The following is a 17,870-nucleotide window of genomic DNA, read 5'->3' as shown; positions in this document are numbered from 1 at the left end:
TGAAAATAAAAACGGATTGGCTCTCAATTTTGAAAACCAATCCGCTTTGGTAGCCCGTAGGGGAATCGAACCCCTGTTTCAAGAATGAAAATCTTGCGTCCTAACCCCTAGACGAACGGGCCATGATTTTTCGAGGTGCAAATTTAACCTGAAAATCGAAATCTGCAACAAAAAAATGGAAAGCAAATACTAATCGGTAGCGTCGGTATCGGCCTGGAAACGGAATCCCAATCGCTTTCCTGTTTTGATCTGCATCATGGAACTTTCCTCCATCACCTGCGCGAGGGTAAGCACTTTCATTTCATCGAACGGCGGAGTGAACAGATCGAAAGTGAGACAATACACAACCGACGATTCTACGATCTTCCGGAGTTCATCTTCATTCAGTATTGCATTTGCAAAATCATTGTAAAGAAATCCAAGCTGGCGTTTTCCCTCCACAAAATAATGTCCTTCGGAATTGAGGAATATTCTTGCAACGAGATAACCAAGATCATTCGAACGATTGTATTTGAATGAATCGGAAAGAAAATTATACACGTTGATCATTCCGCAGAAAGAACGATTTGTTTTCTCTTTCACGTAAGAAGTTTTCCAGATATGGTGACTTGTGTCGAATTCGAAAACATTGGTGTGCATCTGGAAAATAAGCAGGTCGCCGGCTACGCGAAGCTCAGCTTCAAATTCACTTTTATCCTTGTATTCGATGAGCAGTCGTTTGTCAATTTCTGCCGCAAGAGGGCCGTATTTTTCCGAGATCCGGCGGATCACATTTTTCAGCGATGCGAACGCATCGATCGTGCGCGTATGCACATCCTGCTTGAGAGAAGCTTTTTCTTTCAGCAGATCGAGGATCAGGTCGCGTGATGATTTCGCCATGGTATTGAAAAATAAATTTCAGTTTCAGAACAGCGTTTTTCTTTTTACAGAAATTATTTGGTCAGTATGCTCTTGCGAATACCACTCTTCTTAAAGAAGGATTTCCGGTGAGCACACATTTTCCGTTCTCTGTGTTGCCATCCAAAGGTATGCAACGGATAGTAGCTTTTGTTTTTTCCTTGATGGTTTGTTCGGTTTGCGGCGTTCCATCCCAGTGCGCGTAAATAAATCCGCCTTTCTCCAGTGCATTTTCAAATTCATCCCACGTATTCACCACATGCATCGTATCCTTTCTTCGCTGCAATGCTTTTTGAAAAAGCGAATCCTGTATCTCAACAAGAAGTTTTCCGATCTTAGAAACAACTTCATTCTTATTCACACTTTCTTTTGTCAGTGTATCGCGGCGCGCCAATTCCACTGCGCCGTTTTCAAGATCCTTCGGCCCTATACCAATTCTCAACGGAACTCCGCGCAATTCATGTTCTGCGAATTTCCAACCGGGGCGATACGTATCGCGGTCATCATAACGCACGCGGATATTTTTTTCTTCCAGTTCTTTTTTCAGTGCATTAGCTGCGTCAGAAATTTTCAAATATTCTTCTTCCGATTTATAAATGGGAACGATCACCACCTGAACAGGAGCCATTTTCGGAGGGAGTACAAGTCCGTTATCATCACTGTGCGCCATGACCAGCGCACCCATCAGGCGCGTACTCACGCCCCACGAGCTCGCCCATACGTGTTCAAGTTTTCCTTCTTTATTTGAAAATTTCACATCGAACGCTTTCGCAAAATTCTGTCCGAGGAAATGAGAAGTTCCGGCCTGAAGTGCTTTTCCATCCTGCATTAACGCTTCTATGCAATACGTTTCTTCAGCGCCGGCAAATCTTTCATTCGGAGTTTTTACTCCGCGCAGTACGGGGATCGCCAGCCAGTTCTCCGCAAAATCGGCATATACTCCAAGCATTTTCTCCGCTTCTTCAATTGCTTCTTCCCGCGTTGCATGTGCCGTATGTCCTTCCTGCCACAAAAATTCTGCAGTACGCAAAAATAATCTTGTTCTCATTTCCCATCTCACCACATTCGCCCATTGATTGATGAGCAATGGAAGATCCCGATAAGATTGTATCCATCCTTTATAAGTTTTCCAGATAATGGCTTCACTCGTAGGGCGAACAATAAGTTCCTCTTCGAGTTTAGAATCCGGATCAACAATGAGTGAACCTTTTTTTGCTGGATCAGCTTTCAGGCGATAATGTGTTACTACTGCACATTCTTTTGCAAAACCTTCTGCATTTTTTTCTTCCGCTTCAAATAAACTTTTCGGAACGAACAATGGAAAATAGGCATTCGAATGACCCGTATCCTTGAACATTTTATCAAGTACCTGCTGCATTTTTTCCCAGATGGCATAACCATAAGGTTTGATCACCATGCAACCCCGCACTGCTGAATGTTCGGCGAGATCTGCCTTCGTAACAAGGTCATTATACCATTGGGAATAGTCGGTGGCGCGATTCGTTAATTCTTTGGCCATAAATTTCTGATAAGTGGTAATGAAAGTTGGTGCGATTTTTGTATTTTTACTATTGAGTATTTCGCAAAAATACGTCTAAAATTGCCCGGTGCGAAATAGCGAAAGTAAACGCTTATTAAAACCTAAAAAAATGAAAGGTTTCGCAATCACAGGTCTTGTTCTGGCAACATTGGGATTTAGTTCCTGCAGCACATTGAGCAAAATGAATTCCCGCAGCGACGGCGATGATGCTTACTATTCGATGAAGGATGCAAGACGCGCGCGCGCCGACGCGAAGAAAAAAGAAGAGGATGATGTAAAACAACGCGAAGTAGCAGAGAAGCAGCGTGAGTTGGATCAGCGTACTGCAGATGCCAGATCAAAACCCGGTTCCGATTATTACAACAAGTCTTTCAATTACGATGATTATTATGATGATGAATATGCAGCACGACTTCGCCGTTTCGATCACCCGATGAACGGTGCAGGTTATTATGATAATTATTATACCAATTCTTATTTCTACAACCAGAATCCTTATTTGTACGGAAGCAGCATTTACAATGGATATAATTTCTGGGGGCCTTCCTACTACGCTTTCAATTATTGCCCGTCTTCTTACTGGATGTACAACAGCGGTTGGGGTTGGGGAACAGGAATCGGATGCGGATGGGGACAACCCTGGGGAATGTGGAATGATCCATGGTCCATGTATGGTTACAATCCGTATTCAGGTTATGGAATGTATAATCCTTACATGAATTATGGAATGGGATATGGTATGGGTTACGGAATGGGATACGGTTATGGAAATGGTTTTGGCTATGGAAATAATTACAACAATTATTATTACAACAGCTTCGACGGAAATTCCAATTCATACAATGGCCCGCGCACACCTCCTTCTTCAACTGATGGACGTGTAGTTGGATCGGGCGGCCCAACATTCGGAGAAAGATTTGTTCAGACCGTTGCTTCAGAAAATAATATCGATCGTGCGAATGCAACGAATGAGAATATCAATAAAGTTGTTGGCGTTCCTGCAGAATCTACTTCTACTACCTCTACCCGAACAAATGTTCCGATCAATATGATCGGTGGCGGATCCAGTTCAACTTCAACTTCCGGATCCACTGCAACGAATAGGTCGAACGATGTTCCTGCAAATCCGAACAATGCTTCTGTGCCGAATACAAATTACAGTTCAGGCACACATACACAAACCAATTATTATAATCCGTCTTCAACTTCTACGCACTACGATAGTGGCACTTCCACTTCTCACAACACGTATTCCAATTCATCTTCTACATCCGGATCAAGCCGACCTACTTACACCGATCGTTCTTCTTCGGGTGGCGGCGGATATTCACATTCTTCATCCGGTGGAGGAATGAGCAGTGGTGGCGGTGGTGGCGGAAGAGCGTCTTCCGGCGGAGGTTCAGGTCGCCCGAGGTAAATTAAATTTTCTTATGGGCAGAATTCTCTTCTCCGTTTTTTTCGGATCGGTATTCCTTTCCTCTCTTTCTGCACAGAATGAAACGGATGCTTTGCGTTATTCCAATATTGGATTTGGCGGAACGGCGCGTTACATAGGAATGAGCGGAGCTTTCGGTGCAATAGGTGCTGATGTTTCTGTGCTGAGTACAAATCCTGCCGGGCTCGGGATGTATCACAAAAATGAAATGGTTTTTTCTCCATCACTGTATTCGCAGAATGTAACATCGCTGTACAACGGAACCACTTCGGAACAATCGCGCTACAACATGCGATTCGAAAATTTCGGAATGGTGTTCACCGGAAAAACTGATAATAAAGAAGAGAAAGGATGGCAGCATGTTTCCATGGGCATCGGTTATAATTGTTACAATACTTTTCAGCGCGACATGCTTATGGAAGGAGATGCAACAACTTCGATGATGGACAGCTGGAAAAAAACTGCAGGCGGCACCGGCCCATCGAATCTTGATCCGTTCTACGAGCAATTAGCATGGAATACTTATCTGCTGAATAATTATTCAAATGATACTACGCAGTACACCGATACCATTCCGGATGGCGACTGGCTTCACCAGATAAAAACAACAACCGAACGCGGTAAAATGGGTGAATGGAATTTTGCAGTTGCAGGAAATTATTCCAATAAAATTTATTTAGGCGCAAGCGTGGGAATAGCATCTGTCCGTTATGAATATACTTCTGAATACAGTGAGCAGGAATTATACGATACTGTTTCTTATTTCAATTCATTTGCGTTTGATGAAATGGTGACGACAACAGGAAGAGGTTATAATTTCAAATGTGGAATGATCTACCGCCCGCTCGATTTCATCCGCATTGGCCTTGCTTTTAATTCTCCCACCGCTTTAAAACTGAATGATAAGTACAGCAACACCATGACGAGTGCATTCGATCAGACCGCACCGGGAACAAAAACATGGACGTGGCAATCGCCCGATGGAAGTTTCAGTTACACGATCCGCACGCCCATGCGCACCACGGCGAGCGCTGCATTCATTATCGGTAAAGCGGGAATGATAGGTGCAGATTACGAGATCGTTGATTATTCTGATGCGATGTTGAAATCACCGACGTTCGCATTCAGAGATGCGAATGCTGCTATCAAATCAAAATATACATTGGCAGAAAATCTCCGCGTTGGCGGCGAATTCCGTTTGCTTCCATGGATCTTCCGCGCTGGATTCGCCTATTACGGAAGCCCCTACAAATCGACTGTAGAAAATAATGCGGCGAAAATTTCTTACAGTTTCGGATTCGGTTATCGCGATAAGGATGATAATTTTTTCGCGGATATAGGTTTCGTCACAAATCGTGAGAAGAGCAATTATTATTTCTATGATCAGAGTTTAGTGAATCCGGTAAATAACAAATCGCATGTGCTGGATGCTGTGCTCACCGTTGGATTCCGTTATTAAGATAATTTTTCCCCGAATTTTTTTTTGTAAAAAAAAGGAGACCATTAATGGCCTCCTGTTCTTCAATTAATCAGGGGTTTATTTCTTTCTGCTCCTCGTCGGTTTTTCATCCATCACCAGCGGTTTTCCTTCACCAAGAAGAAAATCTGCGTCAACGAGAATACGTCCGCAATGTTCACACACGATGATCTTCTTGTGCATGCGGATATCGAGATGGCGCTGCGGTGGAATTTTATTGAAACATCCTCCGCACGCATCACGTTGCACAGGAACCACGCCCAGGCCATTGCGCACATTGGCGCGGATGCGCTTGTAAGCATTCAGCAAACGTGATTCGATTTTTGTTTCGGCTGCTCTTGAACGTTCGAGTAATTCTTCTTCTTCCTTTTTTGTTTCGGAAACAATGTCCTCGAGTTCTTCTTTTTTCATAGTAAGATCATTCTTCCTTTCCCCGAGTCCGGCAGCGGAAGTTTCAATGACCTCTTTTTTTCCTGCAATGAGCACTTTGGTTTCTTTGATTCGTTTTTCCGCGAGTTGAATTTCAAGATTCTGAAATTCGATCTCTTTGCTCAGTGAATCGAACTCCCGGTTGTTACGCACCTTTCCTTGCTGGCTCTCATATTTCTTGATCATGGAAGCAGCATCCTTCATCACATTTTTTTTCTCAGTGATCAGGTCTTCGAGCGCTTTCACTTCATCATTCATATTATTCAAACGTGTATCGAGTCCTGTTACTTCATCTTCGAGATCGCGTACTTCGAGCGGAAGTTCTCCGCGCACAACACGTATTCTGTCGATCTGTGAATCAATCTGCTGTAATTCGTATAATGCTTTGAGTTTCTCCTCAACTGGAATTTCTGATTTTTCGTCTGCTTTCTTCGCTTTGGTGGTCATGTCAGATAGGTTATCGGATTGGTATTTATGCCGGTCTGGCGGACTGCAAAAGTAGGAAATTTTTGTTTCAGAAAATCGGTGAGATGATCAATCGTATATTGCTCAGTCTCAAAGTGTCCCGGGTCGGCAAGGACGATCTTTCCTTCCCCGTCAAAGAACTGGTGGTACTTAAGATCGGCCGTTACAAAAACATCAGCACCTGCAGCAATTGCAGAAGCGATGAGAAAACTTCCGCTGCCGCCGCACACCGCAATTTTTTTCACCTTTTTATTTTCAATTTTAGTGTAACGGATCACATCCGCTTTCAATTTTATTTTCATTTCACTCAGAAATTTTTCCAGCGCTATTTCATTTTTCAATTCACCGATCATTCCTGAACCGACAAGATTCCACCGATTCGCTAATGGAACAAGATCGAACGCGATCTCTTCATAAGGATGCGACAAACGCAGCGCAGCAAGAATTTTTTTCTCAAGATGAGATGGAAATATCATTTCTATCCGCTCTTCCGGTTCGCGCTCCAGTTTTCCTTTTTCGCCAATGACCGGGTTCGATTCTTCATTGCCGCGAAAAGTTCCGACTCCCTCCACACTGAAACTCGTTGAATCATAATTCCCGATCACACCTCCACCTGCACTCCACAAAGCAATTCGCACTTTCTCTGCAACAGCAGACGGACAGAACGTGGTGAGTTTTTTCAGCAGGTCTTTTTTCGGTGAAAGAATTTTCAGATTCTCCAATCGGAGTTTTTCGCAGATCTTTTTATTCACGCCGTTCGCCACGTTATCAAGATTCGTATGGATCGCATAAATGGCAATATTATTTCTGATCGCTTTGATGATGACGCGCTCCACATAATTCTTCCCGGTGATCTTTTTCAATCCCGAAAAAATAATGGGATGATGCGCTACAATAAGATCTGCACCATGCGCGATCGCTTCATCCACGACTGCTTCCGTGCAGTCTAATGAAACAACCGCAGCGCGTATCTCCAATGACGGATCGCCGGTGATGAGCCCCGAGTTGTCATAATTTTCCTGGAACGAGGGAGGCGCAAGTTCTTCGAGTGCTGCAATGATGGAAGATAATTTCATGTGAATATTATTGGAGCGTTAAAATTACCCGGAAAAATGGAAATAAGTTGAACAAATTCCAAACCACAAGCACCAAATTCCAAATTTCAATTGGGATTTGGATTTTGGGATTTGAAATGAATTGAATTAACCACGTAACTTTGCACATGAAGAAATTCACGCTGTTCCTCGGTTGGATCGGTCTTATTTTCGGAATAACAACGGCAGTTTGTGCGCCGCTTCCGGGCTGGGGAACACCGATTGCTTTTTTTTCGATGCTGCCTGGCTTTCTCTGTTCAAGTCTTTACGTGCTTTTCTCTTCGAGAGATGAAGTGAATACCGGCTGGTTCAACCCGGGTTACTGGGGAATGTTCCTGAGCAGTACGCCTCTCATTCTACTGATTTATTTCAAATTCCTGCGATGAAGAATGAAAAAAATCCGCTGGTGAAAAAATATATGTCGCTGATCGTTTTCAGTCACACGATCTTCGCCATGCCTTTTGCCGTGATCGGGTATTTGCTTGCAGTGAAAGTAGGCGGCGCAGAATTTTCCTGGAAAATATTTTCACTCGTTATCCTGTGCATGATCTTTGCGAGAAGCGCTGCTATGGCTTTCAACCGTTTCATAGATCGTGAATTTGATTCGAAGAATGAACGCACTGCGGTGAGAGAAATTCCGGCAGGAAAAATTTCCGCTTCTTCTGCTTTGCTCTTTGTGATCATCAGTTCCGCACTTTTCATTACCACCACTTATTTCATTCAGAAGATTTGCTTTTATCTCTCTCCCGTTGCGTTGCTCGTGGTGCTCGGTTACAGTTATACGAAGCGATTCACTGCACTCTGCCACATCATTCTCGGCTTGGGATTATCGCTCGCACCTATAGGAGCGTGGCTGGCGGCCAAAGGAGAATTTGCAGTTCTTCCATTGTTGTTTTCATTCGCCGTTGTTTTCTGGGTGAGCGGATTCGATATGATTTACGCTTTGCAGGATGAAAAATTCGATCGTGAAAATAAATTGTACTCGATGCCGGCATGGCTGGGAAAAAAAGGAGCGCTGCGTGTTTCAGAAATTTTCCATTTGCTTTCCGCAGGATTTATTTTTTTCGCCGGTTATTACGGACGCGAATATTTCGGTGGACTTTACTGGACAGGAGCCGGCATTTACACCTTGCTTCTCATTTACCAGCACAGCATTGTAAAACCCGATGACCTGAGCCGTGTGAACCGCGCTTTCGGAACTACCAATGGAATTGCGAGTGTGATCTTTGCCTCATTCGTTATCCTGCAGCTTTATCTATGAAAAAGAAAAATATATTTTACCATTTCTTTTTTTCAAACTACATGCGCCGGTGGTTTTTTATTTACCTCCCATTATTTTTTTTCCTGCTCCTCTTTATCTCCGACCGCATCGTTGCGAATGCCGGCATCGGGAAAATTTTTACCGATGTCAATAAAGTTCCCGCAAAAAAAACTGCGCTGGTATTCGGAACGAGTCCGTGGGCAAGAGGAGGCAGCCAGAATTTATTTTTCAAATACCGTATGCAGGCGGTAGCGCAATTGTGGAACGCAGGAAAAATAAAACACATCATCGTGAGCGGCGATAACTCGCAGGAATACTATGATGAATCTACAGCCATGAAAAAAGCGCTCCTCGCAATGGGAATTCCCGATTCGGTGATCACGCTCGACTACGCGGGATTCCGTACGCTTGATTCTGTGGTGCGCTGCAAATGGGTTTTCGGGCAGGATGATATCATTGTTGTTTCGCAGGAATTCCAGAATGAACGGGCCTTGTTCATTGCAAAAAATTTCGGGATCAACGCGGTTGCTTACAATGCAGAAGATGTTCCCGACCGTTATTCCATACGCACGAGTGTGCGCGAATATTTTGCGAGAGTGAAAGCGGTGATGGATATTTATATTCTGAAAACGAAACCAAAATTTCCGGGGCCAAAGGAATTTATTAAAATGTGAGAATGCCTACCCGACGAAGTGTAACGGCGGCGGGTGCGAATGAAAGAAGATCTCAAGCCAACCGAACCGAAAGTGATGCGGATTTTTTGAAGAGCTGCAGGAACAAAACCAGCCCCGATATACGCGCCTGCTCCGTCAGCGCGTGTAGCGGGAACGATGGTAATTTGATGTGATGAAGTGCCGCTCCTGAAAATTCAGAATTGGATCTTAAACTTTACAGGAATATTGAATTTTGAATTATTGAATCTTTGATTTTTTCTTCGCCGCTTTTTTCCGCAATCTCATGTTCAACAATTCTACAGTGAAGGCAAACGCCATCGCGGAATACACATAAGGTTTCGGAACATCCACACCGAAAGCATCAAGCACGAGGAGAAATCCGATCATCAGCAAAAAAGCCAGCGCAAGCATCTTCATCGTTGGATGTTTCTCAATGAAATTGCTGACGGCTTCCGAAAATAAAAACATGATGATCATGGAGATCACTATGGCGACGATCATGATGAGGATGAGACGCACATCAACAATTCCGATCGCTGTAAGAATGGAATCGAATGAGAAAACGATATCGATGAAACAGATCTGGAGAATGACAGAAACGATAGATGCGGAAACATAATTCTTCTTTTCTTCCTCGGTATCATCGGCCATTTCCATTTTTTCGTGGATCTCTGAAGTTGTTTTCGCCAGAAGAAAAACTCCGCCGCAAAAAAGAATGATCGCTTTCCCACTGAATCCGTGGCCGAAAATAGTGAACAGCACTTTGTCCATTCCTATGATCCATGAAATTCCGAACAGGAGTGCCACCCGTATGAGCAGCGCAAGAAATAATCCGAGTGCGCGCGCTTTTCTCCGGTCTTTCGGCTCTTTTACTTTTACGGCAATGATGGAAATGAAAATGATATTGTCGATACCGAGCACGATCTCAAGCAACGTAAGCGTGAGCACGCTCAGCAATCCATCGAGGGAAAATAAATGATCAAGCTGCCGGGAAAAATTCATTCGAAGGAACAAAGTTAATTTTTATGCCGGATGTTTTTTCTTCTTCAACGAATAAAGCATATAGACCACTTTCCCATCCTGCAGGTTACGAAAGATGTGTGAATGCTTCGTTACAAAAAAATTGTGAAGGCCGAATGGAACGAGGCGCGGATATTTAGTGGCAAACGGAAATCTTGAAGCTGATTTTTCACTGATGCATCGCGCAACGCCTGCCGTGATCTCCCTGGAAGAAATCAGTTCAAGCCCTGCTTCCGAAAGTCCTTGTTCAATATCTTTTCTTTTTTCTTTCCGCATCACATCACCGAAAGCGAGATATGAGTTTTCACTCATTATTGGTGCCACATCCAAGAAAAATTTCTTTCTCGATTTATAAGCATGCGAAGATTCAAGATTGACAACGAGATCGAATTTATTTTCGAAAGAAAAATCATTGGCATCGCCGGTAAAAAAATTTACATGATCGCATTCCAGTCTTTTTGCGAGGTGAATATTATTCCTGCTCTTGTCCATTCCTGAAATATTTTTCAGCCCGAAATATTTTTCCATCACATAGCATCCTCCTCCCCTGCCACAACCGATCTCCAGCACTGAATTTATTTTCCCGTCTTTTATTCCCGGAACAAGATCCAACAGCGCAGCATAAAGCCGGATGTGCGGTTCATCCTTTTCATCTTGCCCTCTTAAACCGAAATTATTTTTTCCATCAGTACCGAGATTCATGAAACGCGCAGGATGCGAACGGAACCGGGAAGTGAATCCGAAAATTTCATACAAAAATGAATTGAACTTCGACGCCATCGCTGTAAAGATGTGAAAGAGTGGCCGCAGTTCTACTCCATCCGGAAATTTTTTCAAACTGAAATTCAATTGATTATGGCATAAAACAGTACCTTGTCTTGCATAGTACTAAGCATTAACTATATCTTTGGTTCGCCAATACAGAATTTATTTTCAACCGAAGAATACAAGTAATGAATATTGAAAATACAAAAGCGCAACTGAGAAAGGGAGTTCTTGAATTCTGCATTCTTTCCATTCTCTCCGGTGGCGATGCTTATCCTACGGAGATCATCGAACAGATGAAAAGATCTGAACTTGTGGTGGTGGAAGGAACGCTCTACCCTCTTCTCACGCGCTTGAAAAATATGGATCTGCTCAGTTATCGCTGGGAAGAATCGACGTCGGGCCCGCCGAGAAAATATTACCGGCTCACTTCGAAAGGAGAAAAATTCCTGCATGAACTGCGAACGACATGGGATGAGTTGGTGAATTCGGTGGAAGAAGTGACAAAAAAGAAAAAATAATTTTTCGACAGGATCAAGACAAAAAAATAAAAAGAAAAAAAATAAAATGAAAAAGACATTCACCATCAATATCAGCGGGATCATTTTCAATATCGACGATGATGCTTATGAAAAGCTCCGCGATTATCTTTCGAAAGTGAGTAATCGTTTCAGCGAAGAGGAAGGCCGCAGCGAGATCATGGCAGATATTGAATCGCGCATTGCAGAAATTCTGAATGAACGTGTGGGAACATCGAAACAAGTGGTGGTGATGAATGATGTGGATCACGTGATCGGGCTCATGGGCGCGCCAGAAGACATGGGCGATGGAGAGCCGGAAAAAGAAAAGCAGGATAAAGAGGAAGAAAATAATAATCGTGAAAGAGATCAACTACATTCAAGAAGAAGATTGTACCGCGACCCGGATGATAAAGTGATCGGCGGTGTATGTTCAGGGCTTGGTTATTATTTCGATGTAGATCCCGTTTGGATAAGAATTGGTTTCGCAGTAATATTTTTTGCATTCGGCACGGGTTTACTTTTTTATCTTTTGCTGGTGATCATCATTCCGAAAGCAGAAACCACTTCTGAAAAACTGGAGATGCGTGGCGAACCGGTTGATCTGAACAATATCAGCCGCAGCATCAGGGAAGAATTCGACGGTGTAAAAAAAAAGGTAAAAGATTTTGGGAACGAAACAAAGCGGCGTGGAAGCAGATGGCGGGATGAAACGCGTGACTGGAGCAGGCGCAACCGCACGCGCGATGGATTTGAAGATTTTTTTCACGGCGTATTCCGCATCTTCGGGCGCGTGGTTGCATTCGCACTTATTTTTTTCGGAATAATTTTTCTTATCGGTTTACTGACTTCCACTTTTTCACTCGCACATTTTTCCACACATCTTTTCGGAAGAACCGTTCGGAATTTTTTCTCTGATGGTTTCCATTATACAATTGCAGTAATAGCTGTATTCCTTGCGTTCGGAATTCCAATTCTCATGATGATCTACAAAGGGATCCGCATGATGTTCCGAATCCAGCGCCGCGATCGAGCCATAGGGATCACTGCGCTTGTTTTATGGATCGCCGGAATTGTTCTTGTCATTTTCAGCGGCATCAGTGTTGCAAGAAGTTTTTCGGAACAGACTTCGGTGCATGAAATCGTTCATCTTCCCGACGCGCATGCCGACACGCTTGTGTTGCGCGCCGACATCGATAAAGAAATGGAGAACACCGATTATTTTTCCCCGTGGAATAAAAGGCATCATATCGAAAGACGCTCCGCTTTGTTCAGTATGAACGGTGAGGATCTTAAACTTGGTTTTCCGAAATTATCCATCGTTCCTTCCACTTCCGATTCTATCGAACTCGTTGTTTTCAGGTCGGCGCACGGCTGGAACAAACAGGATGCGCTTGTCAATGCAAAAGCAATTTTATATCCTGTCGAAGTAAAAAATAATACGCTGATCTTCCCGGATCATTTCACGATTGGCAACGGCGCCACCTGGAGAGGACAGGATGTGTACGTTGAACTCCGATTACCGGTGAATGAAGTGATCGATCTCAATTCTTCGCTTGAAGAAATTCTGAATGAAGCCGACAATACTTCGAACGCCATTCCCGGCCAGATGCTGAACCGCCGTTGGAAAATGACTGCTGAAGGACTCACCTGCATTGATTGCGCGGGACTTGATGTTTCGCAAGTGAATAATTCTTCCGGAAAAATAAATATTCCTGCAAAAAAAGACTCCGTTGATTCCGTAAAAAAGAAAAAATGAGTATCGCTTCCGAAGGGTTGTGTTAGAACACTACTTAGAACTTAGAGATGAGAACTTAGAGATTAGAACTCATTACGATTTAGCAAACTCCAGCCAGGGATAATGATAATTATACTTCATGTAATCGGGAGTGATGCGGATGTACGTGTTCGCTAATTTTTTTCTCACCCACGCATCGAGTGCTTTATTCTGTTTTTCCTGGAGCGCAAGATCTTCTATCAACTGGTAATCATCTTTAAGATTGGCACGGTGCGGTTCCGATCTGGATTTGAGATAAAGCAAACGATAACCCTGCTTGCCGTCTTTGGTCAGGCATGGTTGTGCAGTAGAGATCTCTCCTACTTTCATCTGGTTGATGGTAAGCGGAAATTGCGGATCAGGATCTATATCACCAAGCATATCCACGTCAATTTTTGTGGTACCGGTCTCCGGATTGATGATCAGTCCGCAATTGAATTTGGTGTCTGCATCACTCGAAAATTTGGCAGCGGCCTGGCAGAACGTCAATGAATCTTTCACGATAAGATAACGAACAGAATCGAGGCGCGATTTACTCGCGAGCAGATCTTCGGGCGCGGGCGGAATCGTGAGGAGAATATGTTTGATGGAAACTTCCTCTCCTTTTCTTTCGATCAGCAGCACAAAATGAAAGCCATAACTCGTTTCGAATACTTCCGAGATCTCACCTTCCTTCATGTTAAAACAAATGGCATCGAATTCCGGAACAAAAGTTCCGCGCCGCACATTATCATATTCACCGCAATTCCTGTTGGATCCCGGATCCTGGCTGTAAGTAACCACTGCATCACAGAAATCAAGTTGCTTTTTTATGACACGCTGGCGAACATCTTCGAGATTCTGTCGTGTAAATTCCCTGATGTCTTTATTCACTGGCGGCACGCTTACGATCTCACCGATCTCTACCTGTGAGTTGATGAAAGGTAAACTGTCTTTGGGCTGCCTTTCAAAATATTCTTTCACTTCCGAAGGAGAAACGGTGATATCGCCGGTTATCTTCGCCCGCATTTTCTGAGCGTAAAGCAGGTCGCGTACCTGGTCGTGCAATTCGAATTTAAAAGCATCCACCGATTCGCCATAAAAAACCTCGAAATCTTTTTCCGATTTGAATTGGGTGAGAAAATAGCGCATGCGCCGATCCGTTTCATTGGCAATATCCGATTCTGTTACATCGAGACTATCATGATGCGCCTGGCTGATGAGTAATTTCTGCAGCATGAGCTGATCGAATAAAGCGCCGCGCAAACTGTCGCTGAGTTGGTCAGATCCATTCTCTTTCATCTGCTCGAACGCCTGTTCCACATCGGATTCTTTGATCACTTCAGATCCCACCACGGCGATCACGCGATCAACTACATTACCTGTTTTCTGCGCAGCAATGAGCAACGGAAAAAAAAGTATCGCAGCAAAGAGAAAATATTTTTTCATTGGTTTTCAGTTTCGTGTTATTTCAATGTCTTTGTTTTCCATCGCCTCTTTGTAGATCTGTGAATTCATTTTATCAATGAGTTCTTTTTTGCGCTGGTTGAGAATGATGGTGCGGATATTCTCTTTTTCGAACGCAAGCGGGGAATGACTGTTGCTCGTCATAAAATTCTTTATGCATACATAATAATTATTCGAAGAATCGGCAACTGTTATATAGCGGTTGTTCTGCAGGAATAATTCCTTGTTGTAGGTTTCAATAGGAACTTCCTTGAGCAGGTCATCAAACAGGAGCCAGTCCTGGTCTTCGAGATAATAATTCACCGCAAACTGGCGGCAATACGTTTCGAGATCTTTCCTGTCCTGCGGTTTCTCCGATTTTATCCAGTTAGGGATCTTCTGCTGGTTCGGCGATTTTTTATTCACTTTCACATAGAGAAATTTCACGATATTATCCTTCAGTTCAAAATCGGCTGGATGCCCGTCATAATACTTCTGGATCTCATCGTCGGAAACAACGGTATCAAGTTTCTGCGCGACAAGTTCTTTTTCGTAAGCATAAATAATGAGTGAATTCCTGTAATCCTGCAATTGTTTCTCCACATCCTTCTGATCATTTCCCAGATTCTGTTCCGCTTTATGAACGAGCAGTTTTTCGCGCACCCAGGAATTAATGAACGCTTCTGCTTTTCTTGCACTGTCGTCTTTATTGAGTCCGGGAGGTATCACGTCGGCGAGATCAGCTGAATAGAGTTTATAATCAAATACTCTTGCAATGAGTTTCCCTTTTGTGGTGGAAGGAGAATGGTCGGACCCGAAACACCCGGTGGAAAAAACAACCAGCGTCCCTGTGAACAAGACGCCGGTCATTTTGAAAAGTTGCCTCAGGAAAAACGGGCCTTCGTTTTTCATCTCGGATTATTTCACCATTTTGAGCACATCTTTATTGATGGTCACGGTGTATTTTTTCTTCAGTGAATCCACCCATTCTTTTTCCAGTTGCGCCTGGTAATCGGACGTGATCACTCCTCTTGCTTCCTGGAGCGTTTTCGGTTCTGGCGGAATGATCTTCGTGGTCACCACGAAAACCACTCTGCCATCTTTCATCACATTCGCTCCCGTACCCACTTTCCAGTTGGCATCCACGAGATCGTTCTCTTTTTTATTCCACACTTTATGTTCGATGGTCACATTCAGTTGTGAATTTTTATTGAGCGTCGCAAGAATTGTTTTTTCATCTTTCTTTTTCTTCAGCATCTTGCGGAGCAGTTTCGCTGTCTTGGCGTCTTTGCAGGAATAAACAGTTGCATCGGCACGCTCATCCCACATGTATTTTGTTTTATTCGCTTCATAATACTGGCGGAGGCCAACGGTGTCCTTCACCGCTTTCGACCACACTTTTTTATCCATGAGATCGAATAACAATATTCCATCGCGGTATTCATTCATGAGATAACGGAAATCCTGGTATTTCGTTTCCAGCATGCTGTCCTCGTAGGCAACGCAGGCTTCATCCACGAATTGTTTGTACGCTTCATCCACCATCGTTTTTACATCGGCCTTCGATTTACGCACCTGGTGCGATTCGAGATACGCGGCAAAATCTTTCTGCGTGTAATGCGTTGTGCCGAGAATGAAAAGATCTTTGTTGAGATTCTTCGCTTTGTCGGCTGTCCATTTTCCCTGCCAGTAAGTACTGTCCACCACTTTGTAAAAATCATTTTTTGCCAATGGATATTCGGTGAAATTATTTTCTTTCTTCACCTGCGCAATCAGTGCGGAACGCCCCTGCATGGCGCGCTGATCTTTACTCACGCGGTTGCGGATATCATTTTTCATCTGATCATAAGGAGGAATTCCGCGTTTGTCAATTCTTTTGATAATGTGCCAGCCCCACGCAGTTTTGATCGGTTCACTCACATCACCGTTATTCTGCAATGCGAATGCAGCGTGTTCAAATGTTTGCGGCATTTTATAAAGTCCGAACCAGGGAAGTTGTCCACCATTCACGCCCGAAGTTTTATCATCGGAAAATTGTTTCGCAAGTGTTGCGAAATCTTCACCTGCTTTCACCTTCGTATAAATCTCATCGATCTTTGCTTTTGCATTTACAGAATCTTCCACTTTCATTCCCTCAGGAGCTTTTATCATAATGTGTGCAACAAGAATTTCTCCCATTGCAGGACGGCGATCGGTAACATAAATCAGGTGATAGCCGAAACGTGTGCGCACAGGCCCGCCTACTTTTCCTTTCGGAGTATTGTATGCAATAGTTTCGAAAGGATAAACCATTGAGAACGCTGTGAAGTACCCGAGATCACCACGATTTTGTTTTGCAGTTTCGTCCTGCGACGCCATGTAAGCCACTTCATCAAAAGGCGCCGGCTTTCCCCTGTATTTTTTTTCAAGCTGTCGAAGAGGATTTACAAGATTGAAAATCCTGAGCGTGTCGGCTGCGGGAGAAGCTTTTGTTATGCTGAAACGGCTGCGGAGTTTCGCATCATAATCATTGATCTGTTTTACATTGCATTTTCCTGCAACTAAATTCTGGAGAATGATCGCGCGCGTGTATGCGATCTCCGTGTCTTTCGGTAGTGCCGTTTCTTCTACGCGCACGAGTATGTGGCTCGCGCGTATATCTTCCTGCATACGATTGTAAGCTTCCATGAGCAGACTATCGTTCACTTTTTTGTCAGTGAGATAAGGTTGTGCAACCTGGCGGCGATAACCGGCAAGTTCTGTTTTGAAAGCAGTAGAAGTATCGAGTTTCAATTCCTGCGCTTCGAGAACTTTCATTTTGAAAGTCGTGAACAGGTCGAGATAATTCCGGAGCGCTGCAGTATCGTTCGCCTGGTCCTTGTTATTTTTCTTGTACACGTACATGAATTCGGACAGGTGCACCCGCTCCGTTCCAATGGTCATCAGCACGGGATCATCAGCGGCAAATGACGCGGCCGGATTAGCGGCAGTCTTCACCTGTGCAAATAAAAACGGGATTGAAAGGAGGCAGATTACGAGTGTGGAAATAAGCTTTTTCATAATGAGATCTGTGATTTTTTACAGGGAAGCAAAAGTAATGATTTTGGGCGATTG

16 protein-coding genes and 1 tRNA gene are annotated in these 17,870 nt (G+C 43.7%); 7 read left to right on the top strand and 10 right to left on the bottom strand.

Features of this window, described 5'->3' with window-relative positions; genetic code table 11:
- Positions 1-47 precede the first annotated feature (47 nt).
- The 3 genes from HY064_12675 to HY064_12665 form a co-directional block, all read right to left on the bottom strand.
- Positions 48-122 (bottom strand) — tRNA-Glu (locus HY064_12675).
- 67 nt (positions 123-189) lie between these two features.
- Complete coding sequence (locus tag HY064_12670) at positions 190-879, bottom strand: hypothetical protein (GenBank protein ID MBI3511508.1); 690 nt, start codon at positions 877-879, stop codon at positions 190-192.
- 61 nt (positions 880-940) lie between these two features.
- Positions 941-2,416: a proline--tRNA ligase gene (locus HY064_12665; GenBank protein ID MBI3511507.1), complete on the bottom strand. Its 1,476-nt coding sequence runs from the start codon at positions 2,414-2,416 to the stop codon at positions 941-943.
- Between the two features lie 130 nt (positions 2,417-2,546).
- Between HY064_12665 and HY064_12660 the strand changes: the two genes are divergently transcribed.
- Together HY064_12660 and HY064_12655 are read left to right on the top strand one after the other, a co-directional pair.
- Positions 2,547-3,854: a hypothetical protein gene (locus HY064_12660; GenBank protein ID MBI3511506.1), complete on the top strand. Its 1,308-nt coding sequence runs from the start codon at positions 2,547-2,549 to the stop codon at positions 3,852-3,854.
- A 13-nt stretch (positions 3,855-3,867) separates the two neighbouring features.
- The gene (locus HY064_12655) at positions 3,868-5,331 is read left to right on the top strand and encodes an outer membrane protein transport protein (protein MBI3511505.1); all 1,464 of its coding nucleotides are present in this window, start codon (positions 3,868-3,870) and stop codon (positions 5,329-5,331) included.
- Between the two features lie 78 nt (positions 5,332-5,409).
- Here HY064_12655 and HY064_12650 read toward each other — a convergent pair whose 3' ends face one another.
- The gene (locus HY064_12650; protein MBI3511504.1) at positions 5,410-6,225 is read right to left on the bottom strand and encodes a hypothetical protein; all 816 of its coding nucleotides are present in this window, start codon (positions 6,223-6,225) and stop codon (positions 5,410-5,412) included.
- Positions 6,222-7,319, bottom strand: coding sequence for a Nif3-like dinuclear metal center hexameric protein (locus HY064_12645; protein MBI3511503.1), 1,098 nt, complete (start codon positions 7,317-7,319; stop codon positions 6,222-6,224). Before HY064_12645 ends, HY064_12650 begins: the two co-directional genes overlap by 4 nt.
- A 146-nt stretch (positions 7,320-7,465) precedes the next feature.
- Here HY064_12645 and HY064_12640 point away from each other — a divergent pair, with 146 nt between their 5' ends.
- The 3 genes from HY064_12640 to HY064_12630 are packed head-to-tail and all read left to right on the top strand — an operon-like array spanning position 7,466 to position 9,272.
- Positions 7,466-7,723, top strand: a complete 258-nt coding sequence (locus HY064_12640; GenBank protein ID MBI3511502.1) for a hypothetical protein — start codon at positions 7,466-7,468, stop codon at positions 7,721-7,723.
- On the top strand, positions 7,720-8,598 hold the full coding sequence (locus HY064_12635) for a UbiA family prenyltransferase (protein ID MBI3511501.1): 879 nt from the start codon (positions 7,720-7,722) through the stop codon (positions 8,596-8,598). The genes HY064_12640 and HY064_12635 overlap by 4 nt, the downstream gene beginning before the upstream one ends.
- Positions 8,595-9,272 carry a YdcF family protein gene (locus tag HY064_12630; GenBank protein ID MBI3511500.1) on the top strand — a complete coding sequence of 226 codons (678 nt, stop codon included), beginning with the start codon at positions 8,595-8,597 and terminating at the stop codon, positions 9,270-9,272. The genes HY064_12635 and HY064_12630 overlap by 4 nt, the downstream gene beginning before the upstream one ends.
- 237 nt (positions 9,273-9,509) lie before the next feature.
- Here the strand turns inward: HY064_12630 and HY064_12625 are convergent, their stop codons facing one another.
- Both HY064_12625 and HY064_12620 read right to left on the bottom strand, forming a co-directional pair.
- Positions 9,510-10,274 carry a TerC family protein gene (locus HY064_12625; GenBank protein MBI3511499.1) on the bottom strand — a complete coding sequence of 255 codons (765 nt, stop codon included), beginning with the start codon at positions 10,272-10,274 and terminating at the stop codon, positions 9,510-9,512.
- Between the two features lie 21 nt (positions 10,275-10,295).
- A complete protein-coding gene (locus HY064_12620; protein ID MBI3511498.1) occupies positions 10,296-11,129 on the bottom strand; it encodes a class I SAM-dependent methyltransferase in 834 nt (277 codons plus the stop codon).
- A gap of 116 nt (positions 11,130-11,245) precedes the next feature.
- Between HY064_12620 and HY064_12615 the strand changes: the two genes are divergently transcribed.
- Together HY064_12615 and HY064_12610 are read left to right on the top strand one after the other, a co-directional pair.
- Positions 11,246-11,578, top strand: coding sequence for a PadR family transcriptional regulator (locus HY064_12615; protein MBI3511497.1), 333 nt, complete (start codon positions 11,246-11,248; stop codon positions 11,576-11,578).
- Positions 11,579-11,624: 46 nt separating this feature from the next.
- A complete protein-coding gene (locus tag HY064_12610) occupies positions 11,625-13,334 on the top strand; it encodes a PspC domain-containing protein (protein MBI3511496.1) in 1,710 nt (569 codons plus the stop codon).
- A 72-nt stretch (positions 13,335-13,406) separates the two neighbouring features.
- Here the strand turns inward: HY064_12610 and HY064_12605 are convergent, their stop codons facing one another.
- Genes HY064_12605 through HY064_12595 form a run of 3 tightly spaced genes read right to left on the bottom strand, consistent with a single transcriptional unit; the run spans position 13,407 to position 17,816 of the window.
- Positions 13,407-14,780 (bottom strand): peptidylprolyl isomerase, encoded by a 1,374-nt coding sequence (locus HY064_12605; protein MBI3511495.1) that lies wholly within the window; start codon positions 14,778-14,780, stop codon positions 13,407-13,409.
- Between the two features lie 6 nt (positions 14,781-14,786).
- Positions 14,787-15,689, bottom strand: a complete 903-nt coding sequence (locus HY064_12600; protein MBI3511494.1) for a hypothetical protein — start codon at positions 15,687-15,689, stop codon at positions 14,787-14,789.
- Between the two features lie 6 nt (positions 15,690-15,695).
- Positions 15,696-17,816, bottom strand: a complete 2,121-nt coding sequence (locus tag HY064_12595) for a peptidylprolyl isomerase (protein MBI3511493.1) — start codon at positions 17,814-17,816, stop codon at positions 15,696-15,698.
- Positions 17,817-17,870: the final 54 nt, after the last annotated feature.

It is taken from the genome of Bacteroidota bacterium (assembly GCA_016194975.1).
In the GTDB taxonomy this organism is placed as follows: Bacteria; Bacteroidota; Bacteroidia; order Palsa-965; family Palsa-965.
This window is presented reverse-complemented; position numbering and strand designations above follow the sequence as displayed.

Excerpts from the sequence above, each read along its gene's own strand:
- HY064_12615 (MBI3511497.1), top strand. The coding sequence starts at position 11,246 with ATGAATATTGAAAATACAAAAGCGCAACTGAGAAAGGGAGTTCTTGAA.
- HY064_12610 (MBI3511496.1), top strand. The coding sequence starts at position 11,625 with ATGAAAAAGACATTCACCATCAATATCAGCGGGATCATTTTCAATATC.
- HY064_12640 (MBI3511502.1), top strand. The coding sequence starts at position 7,466 with ATGAAGAAATTCACGCTGTTCCTCGGTTGGATCGGTCTTATTTTCGGA.
- HY064_12625 (MBI3511499.1), bottom strand. The coding sequence starts at position 10,274 with ATGAATTTTTCCCGGCAGCTTGATCATTTATTTTCCCTCGATGGATTG.
- HY064_12650 (MBI3511504.1), bottom strand. The coding sequence starts at position 6,225 with ATGACCACCAAAGCGAAGAAAGCAGACGAAAAATCAGAAATTCCAGTT.
- HY064_12605 (MBI3511495.1), bottom strand. The coding sequence starts at position 14,780 with ATGAAAAAATATTTTCTCTTTGCTGCGATACTTTTTTTTCCGTTGCTC.
- HY064_12660 (MBI3511506.1), top strand. The coding sequence starts at position 2,547 with ATGAAAGGTTTCGCAATCACAGGTCTTGTTCTGGCAACATTGGGATTT.
- HY064_12595 (MBI3511493.1), bottom strand. The coding sequence starts at position 17,816 with ATGAAAAAGCTTATTTCCACACTCGTAATCTGCCTCCTTTCAATCCCG.
- HY064_12645 (MBI3511503.1), bottom strand. The coding sequence starts at position 7,319 with ATGAAATTATCTTCCATCATTGCAGCACTCGAAGAACTTGCGCCTCCC.
- HY064_12635 (MBI3511501.1), top strand. The coding sequence starts at position 7,720 with ATGAAGAATGAAAAAAATCCGCTGGTGAAAAAATATATGTCGCTGATC.
- HY064_12670 (MBI3511508.1), bottom strand. The coding sequence starts at position 879 with ATGGCGAAATCATCACGCGACCTGATCCTCGATCTGCTGAAAGAAAAA.
- HY064_12655 (MBI3511505.1), top strand. The coding sequence starts at position 3,868 with ATGGGCAGAATTCTCTTCTCCGTTTTTTTCGGATCGGTATTCCTTTCC.
- HY064_12665 (MBI3511507.1), bottom strand. The coding sequence starts at position 2,416 with ATGGCCAAAGAATTAACGAATCGCGCCACCGACTATTCCCAATGGTAT.
- HY064_12630 (MBI3511500.1), top strand. The coding sequence starts at position 8,595 with ATGAAAAAGAAAAATATATTTTACCATTTCTTTTTTTCAAACTACATG.
- HY064_12600 (MBI3511494.1), bottom strand. The coding sequence starts at position 15,689 with ATGAAAAACGAAGGCCCGTTTTTCCTGAGGCAACTTTTCAAAATGACC.